This is a genomic window from Ruminiclostridium papyrosolvens DSM 2782 (genome assembly GCF_029318685.1).
In the GTDB taxonomy this organism is placed as follows: Bacteria; Bacillota; Clostridia; order Acetivibrionales; family DSM-1351; genus Ruminiclostridium; species Ruminiclostridium papyrosolvens.
Map to the genome: position 1 here is coordinate 3,620,093 of NZ_CP119677.1, position 17,364 is coordinate 3,637,456.

16 protein-coding genes are annotated in these 17,364 nt (G+C 34.4%); 2 read left to right on the forward strand and 14 right to left on the reverse strand.

Going from position 1 to position 17,364, the window contains the following annotated elements; translation table 11 throughout:
* Nucleotides 1-173: 173 nt before the first annotated feature.
* The 9 genes from P0092_RS16170 to P0092_RS16210 all read right to left on the reverse strand — a co-directional run bounded on the left by P0092_RS16170 (nucleotide 174) and on the right by P0092_RS16210 (nucleotide 10,304).
* The gene (locus P0092_RS16170; RefSeq protein ID WP_004616419.1) at nucleotides 174-557 is read right to left on the reverse strand and encodes a DUF6262 family protein; all 384 of its coding nucleotides are present in this window, start codon (nucleotides 555-557) and stop codon (nucleotides 174-176) included.
* Nucleotides 544-2,502 carry a site-specific integrase gene (locus tag P0092_RS16175; protein ID WP_276186972.1) on the reverse strand — a complete coding sequence of 653 codons (1,959 nt, stop codon included), beginning with the start codon at nucleotides 2,500-2,502 and terminating at the stop codon, nucleotides 544-546. Before P0092_RS16175 ends, P0092_RS16170 begins: the two co-directional genes overlap by 14 nt.
* Nucleotides 2,503-2,508: 6 nt before the next feature.
* Nucleotides 2,509-3,624, reverse strand: a complete 1,116-nt coding sequence (locus P0092_RS16180; RefSeq protein ID WP_004616415.1) for a tyrosine-type recombinase/integrase — start codon at nucleotides 3,622-3,624, stop codon at nucleotides 2,509-2,511.
* Nucleotides 3,625-3,922: 298 nt separating this feature from the next.
* Entirely contained in the window at nucleotides 3,923-4,750 is an 828-nt protein-coding gene (locus tag P0092_RS16185; protein ID WP_004616413.1) for a DUF4238 domain-containing protein, read from the reverse strand.
* A 133-nt stretch (nucleotides 4,751-4,883) separates the two neighbouring features.
* A complete protein-coding gene (locus P0092_RS16190) occupies nucleotides 4,884-5,111 on the reverse strand; it encodes a hypothetical protein (protein WP_004616411.1) in 228 nt (75 codons plus the stop codon).
* Between the two features lie 390 nt (nucleotides 5,112-5,501).
* Nucleotides 5,502-5,633 carry a hypothetical protein gene (locus P0092_RS16195; protein WP_276186973.1) on the reverse strand — a complete coding sequence of 44 codons (132 nt, stop codon included), beginning with the start codon at nucleotides 5,631-5,633 and terminating at the stop codon, nucleotides 5,502-5,504.
* Nucleotides 5,634-6,119: 486 nt separating this feature from the next.
* The gene (locus P0092_RS16200) at nucleotides 6,120-7,427 is read right to left on the reverse strand and encodes a Ger(x)C family spore germination protein (RefSeq protein ID WP_004616408.1); all 1,308 of its coding nucleotides are present in this window, start codon (nucleotides 7,425-7,427) and stop codon (nucleotides 6,120-6,122) included.
* Nucleotides 7,420-8,517, reverse strand: coding sequence for a GerAB/ArcD/ProY family transporter (locus P0092_RS16205; RefSeq protein WP_004616407.1), 1,098 nt, complete (start codon nucleotides 8,515-8,517; stop codon nucleotides 7,420-7,422). The genes P0092_RS16200 and P0092_RS16205 overlap by 8 nt, the downstream gene beginning before the upstream one ends.
* Nucleotides 8,514-10,304: a spore germination protein gene (locus P0092_RS16210; RefSeq protein ID WP_004616405.1), complete on the reverse strand. Its 1,791-nt coding sequence runs from the start codon at nucleotides 10,302-10,304 to the stop codon at nucleotides 8,514-8,516. The genes P0092_RS16205 and P0092_RS16210 overlap by 4 nt, the downstream gene beginning before the upstream one ends.
* Nucleotides 10,305-10,582: 278 nt before the next feature.
* On the opposite strand from P0092_RS16210, the gene P0092_RS16215 reads away from it, so the two are divergent.
* Complete coding sequence (locus tag P0092_RS16215) at nucleotides 10,583-10,843, forward strand: DUF4865 family protein (protein WP_004616402.1); 261 nt, start codon at nucleotides 10,583-10,585, stop codon at nucleotides 10,841-10,843.
* On the opposite strand, the gene P0092_RS16220 is transcribed toward P0092_RS16215, so the two are convergent.
* Genes P0092_RS16220 through P0092_RS16230 form a run of 3 tightly spaced genes read right to left on the reverse strand, consistent with a single transcriptional unit; the run spans nucleotide 10,785 to nucleotide 14,694 of the window.
* Entirely contained in the window at nucleotides 10,785-11,921 is a 1,137-nt protein-coding gene (locus tag P0092_RS16220; protein WP_051131977.1) for a putative bifunctional diguanylate cyclase/phosphodiesterase, read from the reverse strand. The two genes, P0092_RS16215 and P0092_RS16220, sit on opposite strands and share 59 nt — an antisense overlap.
* On the reverse strand, nucleotides 11,875-12,744 hold the full coding sequence (locus P0092_RS16225; RefSeq protein ID WP_276186974.1) for a PAS domain S-box protein: 870 nt from the start codon (nucleotides 12,742-12,744) through the stop codon (nucleotides 11,875-11,877). Before P0092_RS16225 ends, P0092_RS16220 begins: the two co-directional genes overlap by 47 nt.
* Nucleotides 12,745-12,780: 36 nt before the next feature.
* Nucleotides 12,781-14,694 (reverse strand): methyl-accepting chemotaxis protein, encoded by a 1,914-nt coding sequence (locus tag P0092_RS16230; protein ID WP_081580209.1) that lies wholly within the window; start codon nucleotides 14,692-14,694, stop codon nucleotides 12,781-12,783.
* 320 nt (nucleotides 14,695-15,014) lie between these two features.
* On the opposite strand from P0092_RS16230, the gene P0092_RS16235 reads away from it, so the two are divergent.
* A complete protein-coding gene (locus tag P0092_RS16235; RefSeq protein WP_004616398.1) occupies nucleotides 15,015-16,667 on the forward strand; it encodes a helix-turn-helix domain-containing protein in 1,653 nt (550 codons plus the stop codon).
* A gap of 18 nt (nucleotides 16,668-16,685) precedes the next feature.
* On the opposite strand, the gene P0092_RS16240 is transcribed toward P0092_RS16235, so the two are convergent.
* Together P0092_RS16240 and P0092_RS16245 are read right to left on the reverse strand one after the other, a co-directional pair.
* Entirely contained in the window at nucleotides 16,686-16,979 is a 294-nt protein-coding gene (locus tag P0092_RS16240) for a HEPN domain-containing protein (protein ID WP_004616397.1), read from the reverse strand.
* A 48-nt stretch (nucleotides 16,980-17,027) separates the two neighbouring features.
* Complete coding sequence (locus P0092_RS16245; RefSeq protein WP_338054768.1) at nucleotides 17,028-17,264, reverse strand: nucleotidyltransferase domain-containing protein; 237 nt, start codon at nucleotides 17,262-17,264, stop codon at nucleotides 17,028-17,030.
* Between the last annotated feature and the right edge of the window lie 100 nt (nucleotides 17,265-17,364).

A 17,364-nucleotide genomic window follows, 5' to 3' on the forward strand; every position in this document is an offset into this window, starting at 1 on the left:
TAACTATTTTATCAAAAGTTCCTATAATCATTGGAGTAGGAACTTTATAATGATTTTTGATCTATTTATATACATATAATTAGTGATTGGATACTGAATTTGTTAGAAGTTCGTTTCCTTATAATTGAATCGGAACTTTTATCACTAAGGTTATTCTCTCAATAAAGCACTAATTACTGCATATCATACAATTTACCCCTGAGCTTCATCAGCTCGTCTTTTAACCTTTTATTTTCTTCTTCCAACTCTTTTATACGCTTATTCTTTGCAGCAATTAATATATCCTTACTATTATTAGTCATTTCTCTTTTAACCTGAGATGGGGAAGATAGACCCTCCTGCTGCTTTCGTAAAATATCGATTCTTTCACGTATTTCATCGTTATTGTAAAGGAATGCTTTTGATACTCCGGACTCCATTGAAACACTATTAAAATTGATTTTAGATTTGGATTTAATAAGCTTTTGTATTGCTTCATCAACTTTGGCTATGGTATTTTTGCTCTTCTGTTCAGCATAAGATCTTAATCCCTCAACATTTCTCTCAGAATGAATCATTTTTCCTTTCCTCCCCAACAAATTCTCTACCTTTTTTCCCAGCCTTGTGATATAAGCATCCTGTTTTAAGAACCTCAAGCACTGTCTCATATTTTTCCAGTAAGGCTTGGTTTTTCTCTACCCATACCGTTCTATTTTGCATTTTTCCTCGTTCAATTAAAGCTTTTGTTTCACATATTTCAAATTCATACTGAGGAATAAATTCTGCTGTTGTACACAAATTTCGGCAAGTTAGGCATGGATTTAATTGAGTATGACATTCCTGCTTTTTAGGCTTCATACAATATCCTAAAGGCATACGTACTGCATCAAGATTATACCTTATATACTCCCATTCAATAACATTTTCGTTTTCAATATCGCTTATATCAATCTTTTTTATGTTTCCTGTATCATCAATCTTAAAAATTCCTTGCCGAGCAACTTCCTCCCATGATTTTCTCATTGTTGTATCTAAGATTCTTGCGTATCGTAACGTCATTTCCGGAGATGCATGAGCCATCCACTTCTGAACATGTAGTAGATTCATCCCATTGTTGATCAATTCCATAGCTTTTGTATGCCTAAATGCATGATTTGCAAACTTAAATATTTTTCCTTGATCATCTACAATCTCATATTTATTCGCTAAGCGGTTTAGGGCATCAATTATGTATGATCTTATTGGAGGTTTACCAATTCTTCTTCCTTTGAGTCTGACAAATAACAGCTTATGAGGATTATTTTGCTTTGTACTTTTTTGTTTTACTTCTTCAATAAGTACTTTCACTATGGCTGCTACTTCATCAGTAATAGGTATTCTATGGCCCATTACCTCAGTTTTAACAATGTCACCACAAAGATACCATCCCTGTGAAGTTTTTTGTAAACATTCATTATATTTCAAATTTAATATGTCAGAAATTCTCCATCCTGATATTCTTAACAGTATAACTATTGGAATACAATCAGCTGGTTCAATTTTACTAAAATTTTTCTCTAATTGTATAATCACACCTTCTGGAATATATTTAATATTTTCATCTGCTTTAATTTTCTTTTTGGGGAAGTCCTCATCAAAAATTAATTTACTGATATCTTTAACTGGCGCCTCTGGGTAATCAGCCATTTGAATATAACTAATAAAAAGTTTAAGACTAACAAAATAAGCTATATGAGTTTTTTCCATGCCTTTTGTATAGTTCTTGAACCATGCCAAATAATTCTCAAAATCATTTCGGTTAAGGTCAGTTAAAGTAGTTATGCTTGGATAGTTTTTAACAAAAAATGTGAAAAACAATTTTAAAGACTGTAGGTCAATATAGCACTGATCCCATGAACGACTTACAATTCTAACTTTTAAATATCTTTTTGCTAAGTCACGGAATTGCATTGGTATTTTCAAAAAATCAAGTAAAAATCCTGTATTAGTAATTCCTATTCTAGCACCTGGTATCTTACGGCAGTCCCAAATATCTTTTTCGAACTCGTTTCTGGTATCATAAAAATCAAATACTATTTTAATAAGTTGATTTACCATTGATTCATAATAGCTGTTAGATAATTTACCAGCTTTATTTATTTTTGCACCCTCGCTTATAAGGTATGTAGTCCACTGCCGTTTTAATTTTTCGGGAGAAACTTCTGTCAATGAAAGCATTTTAGGATAATGAGTTTTCACAAATCTTGAAAACCTACTTAGGTGTAGCCCATAATGAATGGCAAGATTTAAACTCATTTTTTGTGAAGTAATATTTATCATAAGGAAATATTTTATTTCTTCTTTAACTCCAGAACTAAGTTTCGAAAAATTGATTACCGATGTTTTCTTATGTAGCTTTTCTGGTCTATACTTATCAAAAATAGGGGAGTTAATATCCCAAATATCATTTTCAAGCCAATACCCGTCTAATTCCGCAATAAGTTTATTTGCTTCTACTTCAATAGGTTGATAACTAATCTTCAACAAAAGTCACTCCTCATCTAATCTACATGTAAAATTTCTTTGGGCATTCTCCCATTCTTTCCTAATGTCATCATCACTGGGATGAACATACATCTGTAATGTCGTTTGTATATGGGCATGACCAGCACGTTTCATCAAATGCTCATCTTTCCATCCAGATCTTCTGAGTTCGGTTAATGAACTATGCCTTAAAACATGGGGCATTATTATAATACCTGTTTTTTCTCCTAACCGTTTAAATAATGATACAACATCTTGATACTCCATAGGCTTATATTTACTTCTACCAGATAGCTTTATAAATACATGATTTGTATCTACTTCATCCGTATGGCATTCAGCAATATAGTCAAAATAGAAATTTATTAAATCGTTAGAGACGTCTATATCTCTGGGGCTGCATACTGTTTTAATTTCTGCCATATTTTCTAGTTGTCCGCGATCTCTAATATGTATTTTATTACCATCTATTTCAAAGTCTTCAAGCCATAAAGCTAGGGCTTCTCCGATCCGGATAGAGCTTTCCCATAGAAGTTGGATTAAAAATTTATCCCGTATATTATTACAAGCATTTATAAGTGTCTCAATATCCTTTTTGGGAATAGTCTTTGGTTTTTGCTTTGGAACTTTGATTTTAAATAATTTTGCATTATATTTTTTATTTTTGCTTATGTGATATAAAAAATCTTTGAATCCTCTTCTTGAACCAGAAATTTGCCTAATCATCTGAACCGATAATTGATTGTTGTATTCTTCATGTCTCCTTATATAGTCATAAAACCCTAAAACAGTAGAAAGTACAGTATTAATAGTTCTCGGTGATCTACCCATTTCTGTTAAAGCTATAGGTGTTACATTTAATTTACCAAATGGACTCTGCAACCACCGAATAAATTCAGCAATATCATCTATCTGTATACTTAAGTAATCCAGATTCTTCTTTTCTAAATATTCAAAGAACAATTTTAAATGATAGCAATATGAACGCAGTGAGTTCCTTGCCGAACCACTATTATCCTTAAACTTAAGATATTTTAAAACAGGTACTACAAATTCACCACTCGTATCTACAAGAGCATAGCGTACTCTATTTTCTGATGTAATAATGGTTTCAACACGCATAAAAATCACATGCTTTCTATGGAAAATTTATCTAGTATCTTTCATTTGTGAAGTTTATAAAACAGAATGGAATTAACCCGCACTGAAAATATTGGAATGATGAAATAGTATTTTAGTAATAGAACGGAATCACTTTAACTTAGTATAAATATATGTATTTAAACATTTAACAGATTGAAATTTATTATATTAGCAGCGATGAATTTATGCGAAATCATTATTAACTGTTTTAAAAAATTTCAGCTTACTAAGAAGCTGGATAGCTTCATATTGGACAGATAGTTGACCAGCTTAATGTCTAGCATATGAGTCCGTTATTGACCATATTGTTTACTATCAAAATTTCTTTAGCAAAATTTTTTGAGCTAGAAAACAAGTATTTATGAGAGTATTTAAAAGTTTCAAAATTGATTTCTTTTACCTCATCCGCATTAACCTGTTCTATAATTCTTCTATATCTTCCCCACGACCCAAACAGGCAAATTTTTTGTGTTAGAGGAAAAGTAACTTCAACTTGTGGACTACTTGCAAACCCACATAACTCCATATTTAGATTATCAGGGTCTTTTATAACAACTGGGTTATCAGATGTTATAAAACTTGTTCCTTCCTGAGCAATAAGTAATGACCAACTCATTCTTAGAAGTAAATGACTTGCTACATGTGTCACTCTTACAACAGAATCCATCATAACTTTTGAAGATAGATTATCATAATCAATTCCCTTAATTGAAAGTTCCTTTATTCTCCCACTTTCAATTAAAACTTTGAATGTTTTACTAAACTTAGGCACTCTTTCAACCATAGAAAATACGAATTTACAAAGCATTAATCGTTCACTTCTTGAAATGTAGTTTAGTTTTACCAACTTTCTAAACACCCGAGATACAGGAGTTTCAATTTCTTTTTCAAATTGGTCTTCCACAATTGAAGAAATATTACCTTCAGAATCCTCAATGTCATTATATCCTTTTTCGTATGCTATATTTTTAGGTGCCTTATTCTTAATTGATTCATCTGCTTTATCATATACCCAAACGTAAGGAGAATATATAGAAGGAGTAGATGGATCAGTAAAATAGTTCAAGTAAAACTGCGGTACATAATGATGATTTCTTTTCTCCATATCATACCTCGCATTTTATAATTTAGCTAGATTAGAACCTTACTTATTGGAGTCAATTTGTGCATTCTTAGTTTAAGTTAATTAAATCTAGAAAATCGACTTCTTTTTTATATAAATACCTCTATTCAATTTATTAATCAATAAAAAACTTCATATCAACTTTATATTTTTCTAATACATCCTTGCTTAATTTTTTCATTAAATAGCCACAATCTAAACATAAATAAGTGTCTGGACAATAATAATTAGAACTTGCACGCATTTCAATCTCATTTCTATAATCTCTAATAATGCCATCCTTAGTTGTTGAATTTGGAAGTTTTTCAACACTATTGCCTTTACAAAATAAGCATTCATGCATATAGCCAATCCCCCTTCAAATTTAGCCCCTTATTAATATTCTACATTACAATTATATCCTTAGTCTACAATAATTCACATTAATTCAATACTACTTCTTATTTGTCACACTTTTAAATGTCTACCACCAATATTCCAATTAATTAGCTGCACCCCTATATGTAAAACAAAATGGACAAACTATATTTTAAATCCCATTCCACTTTAATAATTCCAATTTGTTTTATAAGTTCACAACGTATAATACTATATTTACTATGAATTATAAATATAGTTATATTATATTTAACGAAATAAAAAGACGGATAAACATATCATAGAATACTATGAAGTCTATCCATCTTATTAGTCAAGTTATATGATTCTCAAACTATTTGAGAACCAACAATCACTATTCCCACCCACCAAAGTCCTTCCCTGCCCCTATCCCCAAACCCCTGATTTTACTGGCTCCTGATTTTCCGTCCAAAAACACTTCTTCCGTAAAATCGCCGAAATCTTCTTTTTTCTTTTTCCCGTTCAACCTAATAAGGTTCTTCCGTGAAAAAGGCAGGATTTAGGGGTAAGGGTTAAGGTCCATGTCCCTAAAACCTTGCAACCATGCCCCTTTCAGGATGTCCTAAAATAGTCCTTCCCTCGGCTGTACCTAAAAAGGGACGGAAGAACTTTGGCTGGTCTGCCGTGGTCCTCTCGTCCCTTAATTCTACTGGGTTTTATCTATATTTTTTATCCGTTTTCTTTTTCCCTGGCACGGAAGGGGTTGGGGCGGCTGGGAAGAAGATGGAGGGCTGAAAATATAGTTAAAAGGTAAACAAAGGGATGAAAAGGGAACAAGTTCTCACTACCCCCGATTGGCAAACATAACCACTAAAGGCAGAGCAATCGATACCAACATGAGCAGTACCACCCCTATCGTTGCTGTTCTATTCTTTTTGCTCCAGTTATATTTTGCAAAGCTCATCAAATATATAGCAACTAATAGCAAAAAAACGATCACTATATATCTCATCTACTCTTTCCCCTCCGTTGATATTATAGGAGAGCTTTTCAGCATTGTTCCTGGCTTTCTTATTGTAAATTTTACTTCTGTATTAATCTGCGACTTTTCAAACTGCTTTTTCCAGTTGTATTTCTCCCATTCCTGTATAGTTCCAAACTGCATTATGGCAGTGTCTCCAAAGTTAAATACATCCACTTTCAGGTTTTTGCATTTTTCTATCAAACTATCTAACCCATTCTTTAAATACTGCTCAAAAGCACTCTCTAATAGCGGTTTTAGCTCTGTGCTTTCATAATTAACCCTGGACTGTATGGCGAGAATATCGCCTTCGAGTTGTAATTTTAGATTAATGACAGGCTTTCCTTCCTCAAACTTGATTTTTACATTTGGCTTTCTTGTTTGACGGACATCTAAAGCAATTGCCAGGCCAGGGTTTTTAGGGTCAGGTATAGTGAAAAAACCATTTTTAAAGTCCCCTTTGCCAATAAGCATAACCCTTGTTTCCTCACCGTTGAGTTCACCCACCATCCTATCTCCGTTAAAGAGAGCTGACCCCAAAAACTCAATTTTACTTCCTCCCCTTCTTGGAAGTTCCCCAGCATAGTAATCTACTCTACCTTGGGAATTTTGGGAATTATCTTGAAATTCAGAACTCTTTTCTTTATAATTGTTAAAATCGTTTATTGCTGCAAGGATAGCAATAGGCTGACGGTAAGTGGATTTCATTCCATCATAAAGGTTATTTAGGGTAACATGAGGGAAGAGGCTAATTTCATTTGCTTCCTGTGACATTGTCTCCATCCCCTTTGATAGTGTTGTTCCAAATAGAGGTTTGTTCTCTTTAATAAAATCCGTTGCAGGTTCTTTCGACACAATTACATGGAGAGACCTTCTTATCTCCCTGTATCTCGCCATAGGAGCAAGAAATTCTCCTATCAAGCCCTCTTTAGCCAGTTCCTCTGAAAAAACTAAAACCTGTGTGTGCATAAAGTTTAACCTTCTTGTTATTGTTGTATTTAACATATTGATCCCTGTAAAAAAAGAAGGAGTATCTATTGTGACAAATGTGTAACCATCCTGACTTTCCTCTTGCCCGCCTCCGCTTTTTTTATCTTGCTCCATTCCACCGCCGCCACCTCCCGAACTTTCCTTTGCAGTAGAAAATTGAACGGTTATTCTCCATTTATCCGACACTCCTTTGTCTATCCCTAACGTGACTACATGGGCTGAATCGTCTAACTCTCTTGCATCATAGCAGGCAGTAAGGCCTAACATAAGAATTACACAAGTTGAAATTAACAGGATTATCCTACGCATTCGGTATAGCCTCCTTTTTCCTTATCTTTGCAACGATTAATGCAATTATTGGAGGTATAAACAAGAATATACCGCCGTATTCACGCAATGCCTCAACGCTCCCATAAATAACACTAACCATATCTTTTTGTATCATGGAGCAAAAAAACAGAATGATAGCAGAGGGCATTACAATTGCTTTTCTATCCTGAATTCTGAACATTTTGCTGTATATACTTGTAAAGGTGTAAAAAACTGCTGTAACCGATATGAACGAGCTTATATTCCATATAAAAAGGAAAATAGGCTCAAGTCTTTGTAGGAATCTTCCGTAGTCAATCAAGGTGGCCATCTCATACATTGGAGCAGTCACTTCCGAGGCTACATAGTATGGAAATGTTAGTGTATAAGCAAGAATCGAAATAGATATTAACACTGCTGACATGGCAATACTTATATAACCTACCTTTTTTATATACTTCGTGCCTTGAAGTGAACCTGCAAATACTGCAATAATTATAACTTCACCATAAGCAGAGTTTCTAACAACCCCATTGAAGAATGTTTTATCAACTCCATATCCCCATATTGGAAACAACCGATGAACATCATAATTTTGCCAGCCTAATATAAGAATTGCAAAAAATGCAAATATCATTATGTATGCAGTTAGTTTAGCGCACCTTGCCAACGCCTCTAATCCTAATGAACAAGCTACTGCAACCCCTATAACAAATATTCCCAAGATAAAACTTGGAGGAGTTAGAGGCAATACATAAACCTTTAAGACTTCAGCAAATTCCCTCATTCTTACAGTGGCAATCATCATCATCATAAACGCAAGAATTCCAGAGAAAATAAAGCCTGCAAAACGCCCCAATGTAATATCAAATATCTCCACAAGCCCCTTGTTGGGAAAGCGTTTAAGCAAAAGATAAATAAAGGTAAATCCTAATGCTGCAATTGCAGCAGATATTAACGTCGTATACCAACCTGTGGTTCCAACAAGGGTTGCCAATACTGCAGAGCTTGTATAGAATACCTTTGCAGAGATTGTAATTGTTACAAGCCAAACCGCTTCAGAAACACCAAATTTCCCTTCCTTTATCATTTGTCTTCCCCCTTTTTCTTGGCCCATTTTCTTGTGGGTTCACCCTGCCTTTTTCTGTCAAGGGGGTTCACAAAATCAGGCCTCTCTTTCTGTTCAAAGATAGGACCTACTGCAATTAAGTCATTATTAGCTCTTGTCTTTGGGGCTACGGGTGTAAAATAAGGTACTCCGAAAGACTTAATTCCGCAAGTAATGCAGCCAAAAACAAATATTCCTGCGGAAATACCATAAAAGCCTGCAATTCCCCCAAGAAAAATAAATACAAACCTTAATGTTCTGGCAGTAAACGAAAGTGAAAATGATGGGATTGTAAAACTCCCAATTCCACCTACGGCAACAACAATAATAAGGATAGGGCTTACGATATTCGCTGCAACAGCGGCCTGTCCCAGAATTAATGCCCCTACTATACCCAGTGTGTTGCCTATAGCACCAGGTACTCTTATACCAGCTTCCCTTATAAGTTCAAATGATACTTCCATAAGCAGTATTTCTATGATAGTAGGGAATGGTACATTCTCCCTTGATTTTGCTATTGAAGTAAGGAGTTCAGTAGGTATCATTTCCTGGTGGTACAATGTGAGTGCTACATATAGCCCTGGCAGGAAGAGAGTCATTAATAACCCAAGATACCTTAAAAGCCTTAAGAACGTTCCAAATTGCCACTTCAAGAAGAAATCCTCGGGAGATTGCATTGCTTCAAAAAAACTGGTTGGCACTGTAGATGCAAAAGGGGTGCCTTCAGCAATAATTGCAACTTTCCCATCTAAAATATTTGCGGCTGTTTTATCAGGACGTTCAGTTGTTATAATCTGCGGGAAAAAGCTGTAAGGTTTATCTGCTATCAATTCCTCAAGTATTCCGTTTCCTACCACAAAGTCTGTATCAAGCCCATTGATCCTTCTTTTCACCTCATTGACAATGGCAGGATTTGCAATACCATCAATATAAAGCATTGCACAACTTGTATGATCAGTCTTTCCTACAGGAATTATTTCAGTAATAAGGTCTTTGTTTTTAATAACTCTTCTTATTAGTGTTATATTAGTCCGTAGATTCTCTGTAAAACCTTCCTGGGCACCTCTTATAACATTTTCAGTGACAGGCTTATCTACGTTTCTCTTTTCATAACCCCTGCTTTCTATTAATAGGGACTCCTCATAACCGTCAATAAAGAGGGCTGTAACACCAGATAAAATCTGCATGATTACTTTCTTAAAATACTTTTCTTTTGTAACCTCGTTAATTGATAGAACACTATCAGCAATATAATCCATAGGGCAGCGATCATTAAAGTCACTAAAATGTTCTGGATCCATAAGTTGCCTCAAGATAAAATTATTAATTGTAGTTTTATCTGCCATTCCATCAATATAAACAATAAAAGCATTCATCCTTCTTGCCACTTTAAGATTTCTAATTACAACATCCTGGTTTTTGCCAAAATTCAACTCTTGCTTTAGCCTTTCAAAGTTTGTCTTGAGTTCAGCCGCTATTGTTTCTCCCACCTGTAGATCTTTCTTTTTGTCCTGCTGACTTTTGTTTTTTTTATTTTTTACATTATTCCAACCATCTACAGATAAAGGAGTTTTCGCCTCATTTTTACTACTTTGTCCACTACTTTTCTGACTTTGGCTGGTCTGATTTACGTTATTTTGCTTATCAACTTTTGATTCTATTTTTTGATCTTTACCCTCACTCGTACCTTCTAAAAGCTCAAAGCCTTCAATACTCGTATTTTCTTTATATGATAGAAGGTTTTTAATAATCTTAAATAACGATCCCACTGTTACTTCACCACCGAATCTTATGTAATAACAAATCTCTTTGGGTATGTTCCGATGCCCTAAAAAGTTTACAATCTGCCATTTTAGTTATTCTTTTACCTAAATTATTGCCCATTTAATAATTGCTAAACATTCCCATAAATAAAAATTAGATATTATCAAAAAAAATTAAGTTTATTGATACTTGAAAATTGATTGGTATAAGATATATGTGTATATTTGTAAAAAATGGTGAGTAAAATTATTAAAATGCAAAAGCAAAGGGAGGATGAGATTAAATGATAGCAACACAATACAAGATTATATTACCAAGTGATTATGATATGATTATAATCACAGACAGAGTAAAGAATAATGGTTATATAACAGATGGGTTCGGTAATTTAAAGTTAAAATTGTATCTTATAACAGAAAAAAGGGGAAATAATAGTTTGTCAAATAGTTATTCCCCTTTTTTTCTCCTTTACAGTCCACCCTCTTTTAGTTGCTGTTTACCTTTAAAAATTCCGTTGCTTCTTCTGGTAAAAGAGGTTTACTGAAATAATAACCCTGGATTATATTGCAACCTTTCTCTTTCAGATACTCATACTGTTCTTTTGTTTCTACACCTTCTGCAATTATTTCTGCGTTAATCTTATGCCCGAGGGAAATTATCGCATCAATAATCACTTTGTTTATATCAGCTTTGATATTGAAAACAAATGTTCTTTCTATCTTTAAGCTGTTTGCTGCAAGTGTCTGGACATACTTTAAAGAGTTATAACCTGTTCCAAAATCATCAATAGAAATTTTAACTCCACTCTTGCTTAAACGGTTTAAGTTCCTTTTTACATTATAAACCGACTCTATAAGTACACTTTCAGTAATTTCAAGCATTAGATATTTCGGTAAAAGACCTGTTTCTAAAAGGATTCTGATTACTCCTTCTGCAAAATCAGGCTGCTGCAGTTGAATAGCGGAAACATTTATCGATAAACCACAGTCTGTGCGCCCTGTTTTATGCCATTCCTTCAATTGTTTGCAGGCATTTTTAAGGACCCACTCGCCTATCGATATAATATGCCTTGTCTCTTCTGCAATGGGGATGAATTCTACAGGGCCTATTATTCCTTTTCTGGGGTGTTTCCATCTTATTAGTGCCTCCAAGCATACCGTCTTTTTTGTCTTTGCGTCTATAAGCGGCTGATAGCATAAAAATAACTCGCCATTATGTATTGCATTTTTTAAATCCTTTTTTATATCATTACGCAGGTTTATCTCCCTGCTCAAGTAATTATTGAAATACTGCAGGTTACTTTTGCCTCCTTCTTTTGCCTTATACATGGCTATATCCGCTTTTTTTAGAAGGCTTTTTCCATCTCTTCCGTTATTGGGATATATAGCAATACCTGCACTGACTGTGCTGGAAAATTTGTGGCCACTAACAGTTAGAGGCTGTTTAAACGAATCTATAATTCTTCGCGCAATTTTATCTACGTCATTTAAATTAGTAATATCAGGTACTAACAGTGCAAACTCGTCCCCTCCTATTCGGCATAATATATCTGCATCTCTAATGCATGCTTTAAACCTATCTGCAATTTTCTTCAAAAATCTGTCGCCTATATTTTTTGGCATCCTTTGGATGAATAAGTTTCTTCCATTTCTCATAGTATCCGCAAATTTCTTCTTCCCCAAGGCCCAGCATGATGCTCCACTCTTTAGATATATAGACAGTATCGTTAACCAGGTCCCAATCCCATAACCCATCACTTGCACCTTCAACCACCAGTCTGTACCGTTCCTCACTCCTTTGTAAAGCCTCTTTCTGCTTCTTTAATTCGTATAGGTTGTATTTCAGCTCCTCTTCCTGTGCCATGAGTTCCTCATTCATAGCTGACAATTCTTCCTGCTGGGCCGTCAATTCCTCGTTGGCGGCAGCCAAATCGCTATTTGCCTTTTCAAGCCGCTCTTCAGCATTTTTCAGGTTTGTAATGTCAATTCCTACAGATACAATATGTTCTCTGCCTTCATCATCACTGATTATATAATTGTCCCATTCAATGCAAACCTCTCTGCCGTCTTTTGAAACTAATTGGCCACCGAATCTGTACTGCAGGTTCTTATCTTCAATACTCCTTAATTTCTTTTTAATATGGAAAGCAACATCCTGCGGAATAATTGAATTTATACTTGCTGTTCCATCCAAGCCGTTTTTACTAAAACCAGTTATCTGCCAAGCATGTTTATTAAACCAAATAATTTTGCCGTCTAAAGCCCATACCACTACAACCATCTGACTGTTTTGAAGAATTCTGTTCAAAAGCCCGCCCTTATCTTCAAAATATGTAAAGAATTGATTTGATACCTTATGATAATCTCCTGTATTTAAGTATGGAGATATATCTACATCCCTGTTCACAGCAGTCTTCCTCTCATACGATATTTTCCATATGTTCACTTTTAATATCAATTGCCAACATCTTTAAAAGCCTTTTTATATCTTAAACTTTGAGACAGTCGTTATAAGCAAATTTGACTTTTCGTTTGCTGATTCAGACAGTTTGATAACATCATTCGACATCTGTGTTACGGCTGATGCTTCCTGGGCTATGTTAGCAGCTCCCTGGGCTTCTTCGTTGGAAGCCCCCGCTATTACATTTATAGCTTTGACCATATTCTGGACTGAAGCTAAAAGCTCTTCGGAAGTTGCACCGAAATCAGTCACCATGTCATTTATGCTGGATGAATTCTGACTATATTGCTCACTGGATTCGACAAGGTTTTCATAGTCACTCAATACCTGTTTGTCAATGAACTCCAGGATCTCACTTGAGCTGGCTGAAAGGTTATTGACGGCTTCCAGTATTACTTTGGTGACTTCCTGTATCCTGGTTACCGTATTTTTAGAATCCTCTGCCAGCTTTCGGATTTCATCGGCGACAACTGCAAAACCTTTGCCTGCTTCACCAGCTCTGGCAGCTTCAATAGCCGCATTCAACGCAAGCAGATTGGTTTGCGAAGTTATTGCAAGGATAGCCTCGGATAATTCATTGATTTGGTTAACCGCTTTTGATTGTTCAATTGCTCTCTGCAGGCTGTTTTTTGTCTTTCCATAGATTCCGTCAGTATTTTCTTTTGATGCTATTGCGTTTTGTTTCATTTCTTCGGTCATCTTATTTAGATTGCTTACTGTGACAGCACTTTCCTGTGCTTTATATGCAATAGACTCCACAGCTTTTTCAATTTCCGTAGAAGTGGCATTCATTTCTTCTGTGGAGGAGGCGGTTTCCTCGGTTCCTGCCGATAGTTCTTCCGTTGTTGCAGAGATTCCTTCTATGCTTTTGTTAAGCTGCTCCATATTGGTATGAATATTGATAAGCATCTGGCTTACAATAGATGACTCGTCAACAACTTTTTTAATAATATCTTTTACTGATGTCTGCATGGTTTGCATTGCATTTGCAAGGGCCCCTGTTTCATCCTTCTTTTTAAGCAGCATTGCAGGGACTTCCTTTGTAAAATCCCCAGTTGCTACAATTGTAAGGTAATCTGAAGCTGTTTTGATAGGTTTTGATATGCCTGATGCTATCAGGAAGGTAATTACTATACTGGCTCCCAGAAAGATCAATGATACAATCAGCATGGTTTTCGCAAGGTTATTTACCTTTGCCATGGCTTCGGACTTTGGAGCTGTTATAGCCAATGACCAGTCGGTCCCTTTTACAGGGGCAAAACCCATATATTTGGTTATACCCTTGTAAGTATATTCACCTACTCCCTCTTTTCCTTCAACCATTTGCTTTTCCAACTCTACCAGAGATTTTAGTCCAGGGTCTTTTTTGACATTTTCAAAGTTATTATCCATTTTTATGACAAGATTCTTATCTTTATAGGCCACCATTGTTCCTTTACTATTAATCATAAAGGCTTCCCCACTTTTGCCAAAATGGATGTCATCTGTAAGCATACTCAATTCATTTCCATCACGGGTAGCGATAAGCATACCCTTGACTGTATTGCCATCTTTAATTGGGACTGCATAGCATATTACTACATTATTGTCAGTCTTGCTAACAATTGGGTCTGAAACTGTGCTTTCTCCATCCAATACTGTTTTAAAATAATCCCTATCGGAAATGTCAATAATTTCTCCGTCTGTATATTTAGCATTACCAGACATATCTGAAATGCCCATCCTCAAATGACCATTTCTTTTTACTTCATTTTTCAGCAATTCCAGCTTTTCATCTAACGTGGATTCATTATTTTTTATTAAGTCAATTTCAGCCAAAACCTCCAGAGCATTCAGCTGGATATTGACTCTTTCCTGCACAACCTTTGAAGCCTCTTTAGCCAATTGGGACAGCGATTCATCTATGCTGGAAGATAAGTCGTTTGCCGAAGCCATATACGATACAACTCCAAGTCCAGCACAGATTATAAGTAGTAATGCCCCAAAAAATAAAGATAGTTTTGTTTTAATACTCTTAAATTGCAATATATGCACCCTCTCTTATTAAAGATTATTAGTCGTAATTACATTTATTTTGTATATTTATGTCTTTTATATTTGTAATTGTATAATGAAAGATCCTCTTTTCATACTTTTTTGATAAAAATGTCCCAGCCACGGTTGTGACATTTTTATGTTTACCCATCGTACAATTTGGTTATATAATTATTACAACTCTGACTACATACTGATTTTATAGGGAGAAAAATAACGATATGGTAACAAACATGAAATTTGGTGAATGTCTTCATTTTTTACTTTCTACTTTGGATATTAGTATCAACCGATTATCCAAAGCTATAAATATAGATAGATCACTTGTTAACCGTTGGATTAATGAAAAAAGAACGCCTTCATATAACACAACCTACATTGAAAGTATTTCGGAATACCTTTCAAATAGTATTCTAAATTCTTTTCAAGAGCAGCATTTAAACGAGCTTTTCTTACGAGTATGTGGAGACAGTGAAAGAGAAATTAGCATAAAAGATAAAATAAAGAAGATATTATTGCAATCACAAGGTTATTCTATCGAATGTAAAAAGAAGGCAGTAAAAGAAAGTAAAGCTCACTCAATTAGCAAAAAAGAAATCTCCAATTTTTTGGATAACTATCAATTTGGTTTTGAAGTAGATGGTAATATTAGAAGTAGTAATCCTGCATTGACTACATATAATCCTAATTTCTGCATAAATATGTCAAGTGAAGATAAAGTAATTATTGGACGTAAAAATGTTTTATCTGCAGGTATTTCTTTGCTCGAAGCTGCTGCAAACCAGAAGTGCAATAATAACAATACGATCTATATTTCATTTAATAATGAGTTGGACATAAACTATGATAGTGGCTTAATTCATTTGAGAAATGCTGTATTAGAAGCTATAAATAACGGCTGGAATGTACTGTTTTTATTGAGATTGAATAATAATATTAATAGAACAATAAGATTTATCAATTTCTCAAAATTGCTTATAAATACTGGGAAATTCCACCCATATTATTTAAAGAAATATGACATTTTTACTACAGATAAAGAGTTCATTATCGTTCCAGAAATAGGAGCATTATTTTGCTTATCGGACAAATTATGTTCAGGAGTTGATACCGCTTTTTATTATAAAAACAATGTTGCTGTTAATATTTTCAGGAATTACTTTAATAATATTCTTACGACTTATGCCCATCCCCTCGCAAAGTATTATTCGCAGGATAATGCTATTGAATATGGTTATTGTATGGCTGAAAGCGAAGAGAGTATAGGTAATAGGGTTCTGTACAAATATGACTTTAGTATTTTGACGCTACCAGAAAATTTATATTCAAAACTCTTACAAAGAAAAAACCTTTCACATGATGAAATACTAACGTCATTGGAATTTTACACAAGACGATTGAAGGCATTTTTGTCAAATATTCATATTTATGAGTATACGGACATCTTCTCGATAGATTGTATTAATAATCTAATCAAATATAGAAAGTTTTACTTTTATTACCATAATGGGGTTGAGATAATTAATTTAGAAGTCCAAGACGTTATTGAACTTTTACAGAATATTATTAGACTACTTGAAAAGTATAATAATTATAATATTACATTTATGTCGCAAAATCCTGATAAAACTATACAATGCTTTAATTTCTGCTGCATAGTTAAAGAAAAGAAAGCCGTAACGCTGGAATCATACGAGCCTTCAAAAACCATGCCCAAAGTACGGTTATCTGTTGAAGAGCCTATGCTTGTTAAAGCCTTTGAAGAATATTTTAAGGAAATTTGGGATCAGATTGCCCCCATAAATAAAGATAAAAAGGAGATTATCAATTGGTTGCAATGCCAGCTTAATTTGCTTAAAAATAAAAATTGGTAAAGGAAATGACTTTCGTAGCTATTTTAATACATCCTTCTGCGTCTTCTTTACTGACAAAAGAGGATCCTCTGCGGGGTATTTGGCCTCAATATAATATGTATTTACAAAAGCCATGTCTTTAGTAAATTCACTTAAAGCCCTATCATAGGCTACAGCCTTTTTACAGAGCTTAACCAAATTGTGCCCTTCTTGTAACTCTCCAGTAGCATTTATAAGAAATCCTTTTAAGTATTTCTCGATAGCCTGCTGGCAATGAAAACACACTATCCCGTTGTCAGCATTATGCTCTAAAAGAATTTCAGCACTTCTCATATCTTTTTGGTCATTTCAAACCACTCTTTATGCTTAACTGTAACTGAATCAACCAACCAAGCTCACTCCAGTTCTCTTAATGATATTTGCAAAGTTTGCCTTATCGTCCTTATATCTCGACCACTCTGAAGGTGTGTATATAACTATATCTAAATCCACACCATATTCTATATTGACAAGCATCTCTCTTAATGTTTGTCTTTTATCTTGTGTCTCCAGAATTACGCAAATATCTATATCGCTTCCATGCTCAACTAAACCCTTTACATATGAGCCGAAAAGGATGACATCAGTAGGATGATATTTTTAATAATTTGATTTTTCATATTCTCAATCTCATCACCAAATTGACACATCTTATCACTATATTATTTCAAATTATTAC

What these genes read in the sequence shown, in the direction of transcription:
- P0092_RS16230 (WP_081580209.1), bottom strand. Translation starts at nt 14,694, where the DNA reads ATGGCTTCGGCAAACGACTTATCTTCCAGCATAGATGAATCGCTGTCC.
- P0092_RS16235 (WP_004616398.1), top strand. Translation starts at nt 15,015, where the DNA reads ATGGTAACAAACATGAAATTTGGTGAATGTCTTCATTTTTTACTTTCT.
- P0092_RS16200 (WP_004616408.1), bottom strand. Translation starts at nt 7,427, where the DNA reads ATGCGTAGGATAATCCTGTTAATTTCAACTTGTGTAATTCTTATGTTA.
- P0092_RS16185 (WP_004616413.1), bottom strand. Translation starts at nt 4,750, where the DNA reads ATGGAGAAAAGAAATCATCATTATGTACCGCAGTTTTACTTGAACTAT.
- P0092_RS16215 (WP_004616402.1), top strand. Translation starts at nt 10,583, where the DNA reads ATGATAGCAACACAATACAAGATTATATTACCAAGTGATTATGATATG.
- P0092_RS16205 (WP_004616407.1), bottom strand. Translation starts at nt 8,517, where the DNA reads ATGATAAAGGAAGGGAAATTTGGTGTTTCTGAAGCGGTTTGGCTTGTA.
- P0092_RS16190 (WP_004616411.1), bottom strand. Translation starts at nt 5,111, where the DNA reads ATGCATGAATGCTTATTTTGTAAAGGCAATAGTGTTGAAAAACTTCCA.
- P0092_RS16170 (WP_004616419.1), bottom strand. Translation starts at nt 557, where the DNA reads ATGATTCATTCTGAGAGAAATGTTGAGGGATTAAGATCTTATGCTGAA.
- P0092_RS16220 (WP_051131977.1), bottom strand. Translation starts at nt 11,921, where the DNA reads ATGCCAAAAAATATAGGCGACAGATTTTTGAAGAAAATTGCAGATAGG.
- P0092_RS16180 (WP_004616415.1), bottom strand. Translation starts at nt 3,624, where the DNA reads ATGCGTGTTGAAACCATTATTACATCAGAAAATAGAGTACGCTATGCT.
- P0092_RS16240 (WP_004616397.1), bottom strand. Translation starts at nt 16,979, where the DNA reads ATGAGAAGTGCTGAAATTCTTTTAGAGCATAATGCTGACAACGGGATA.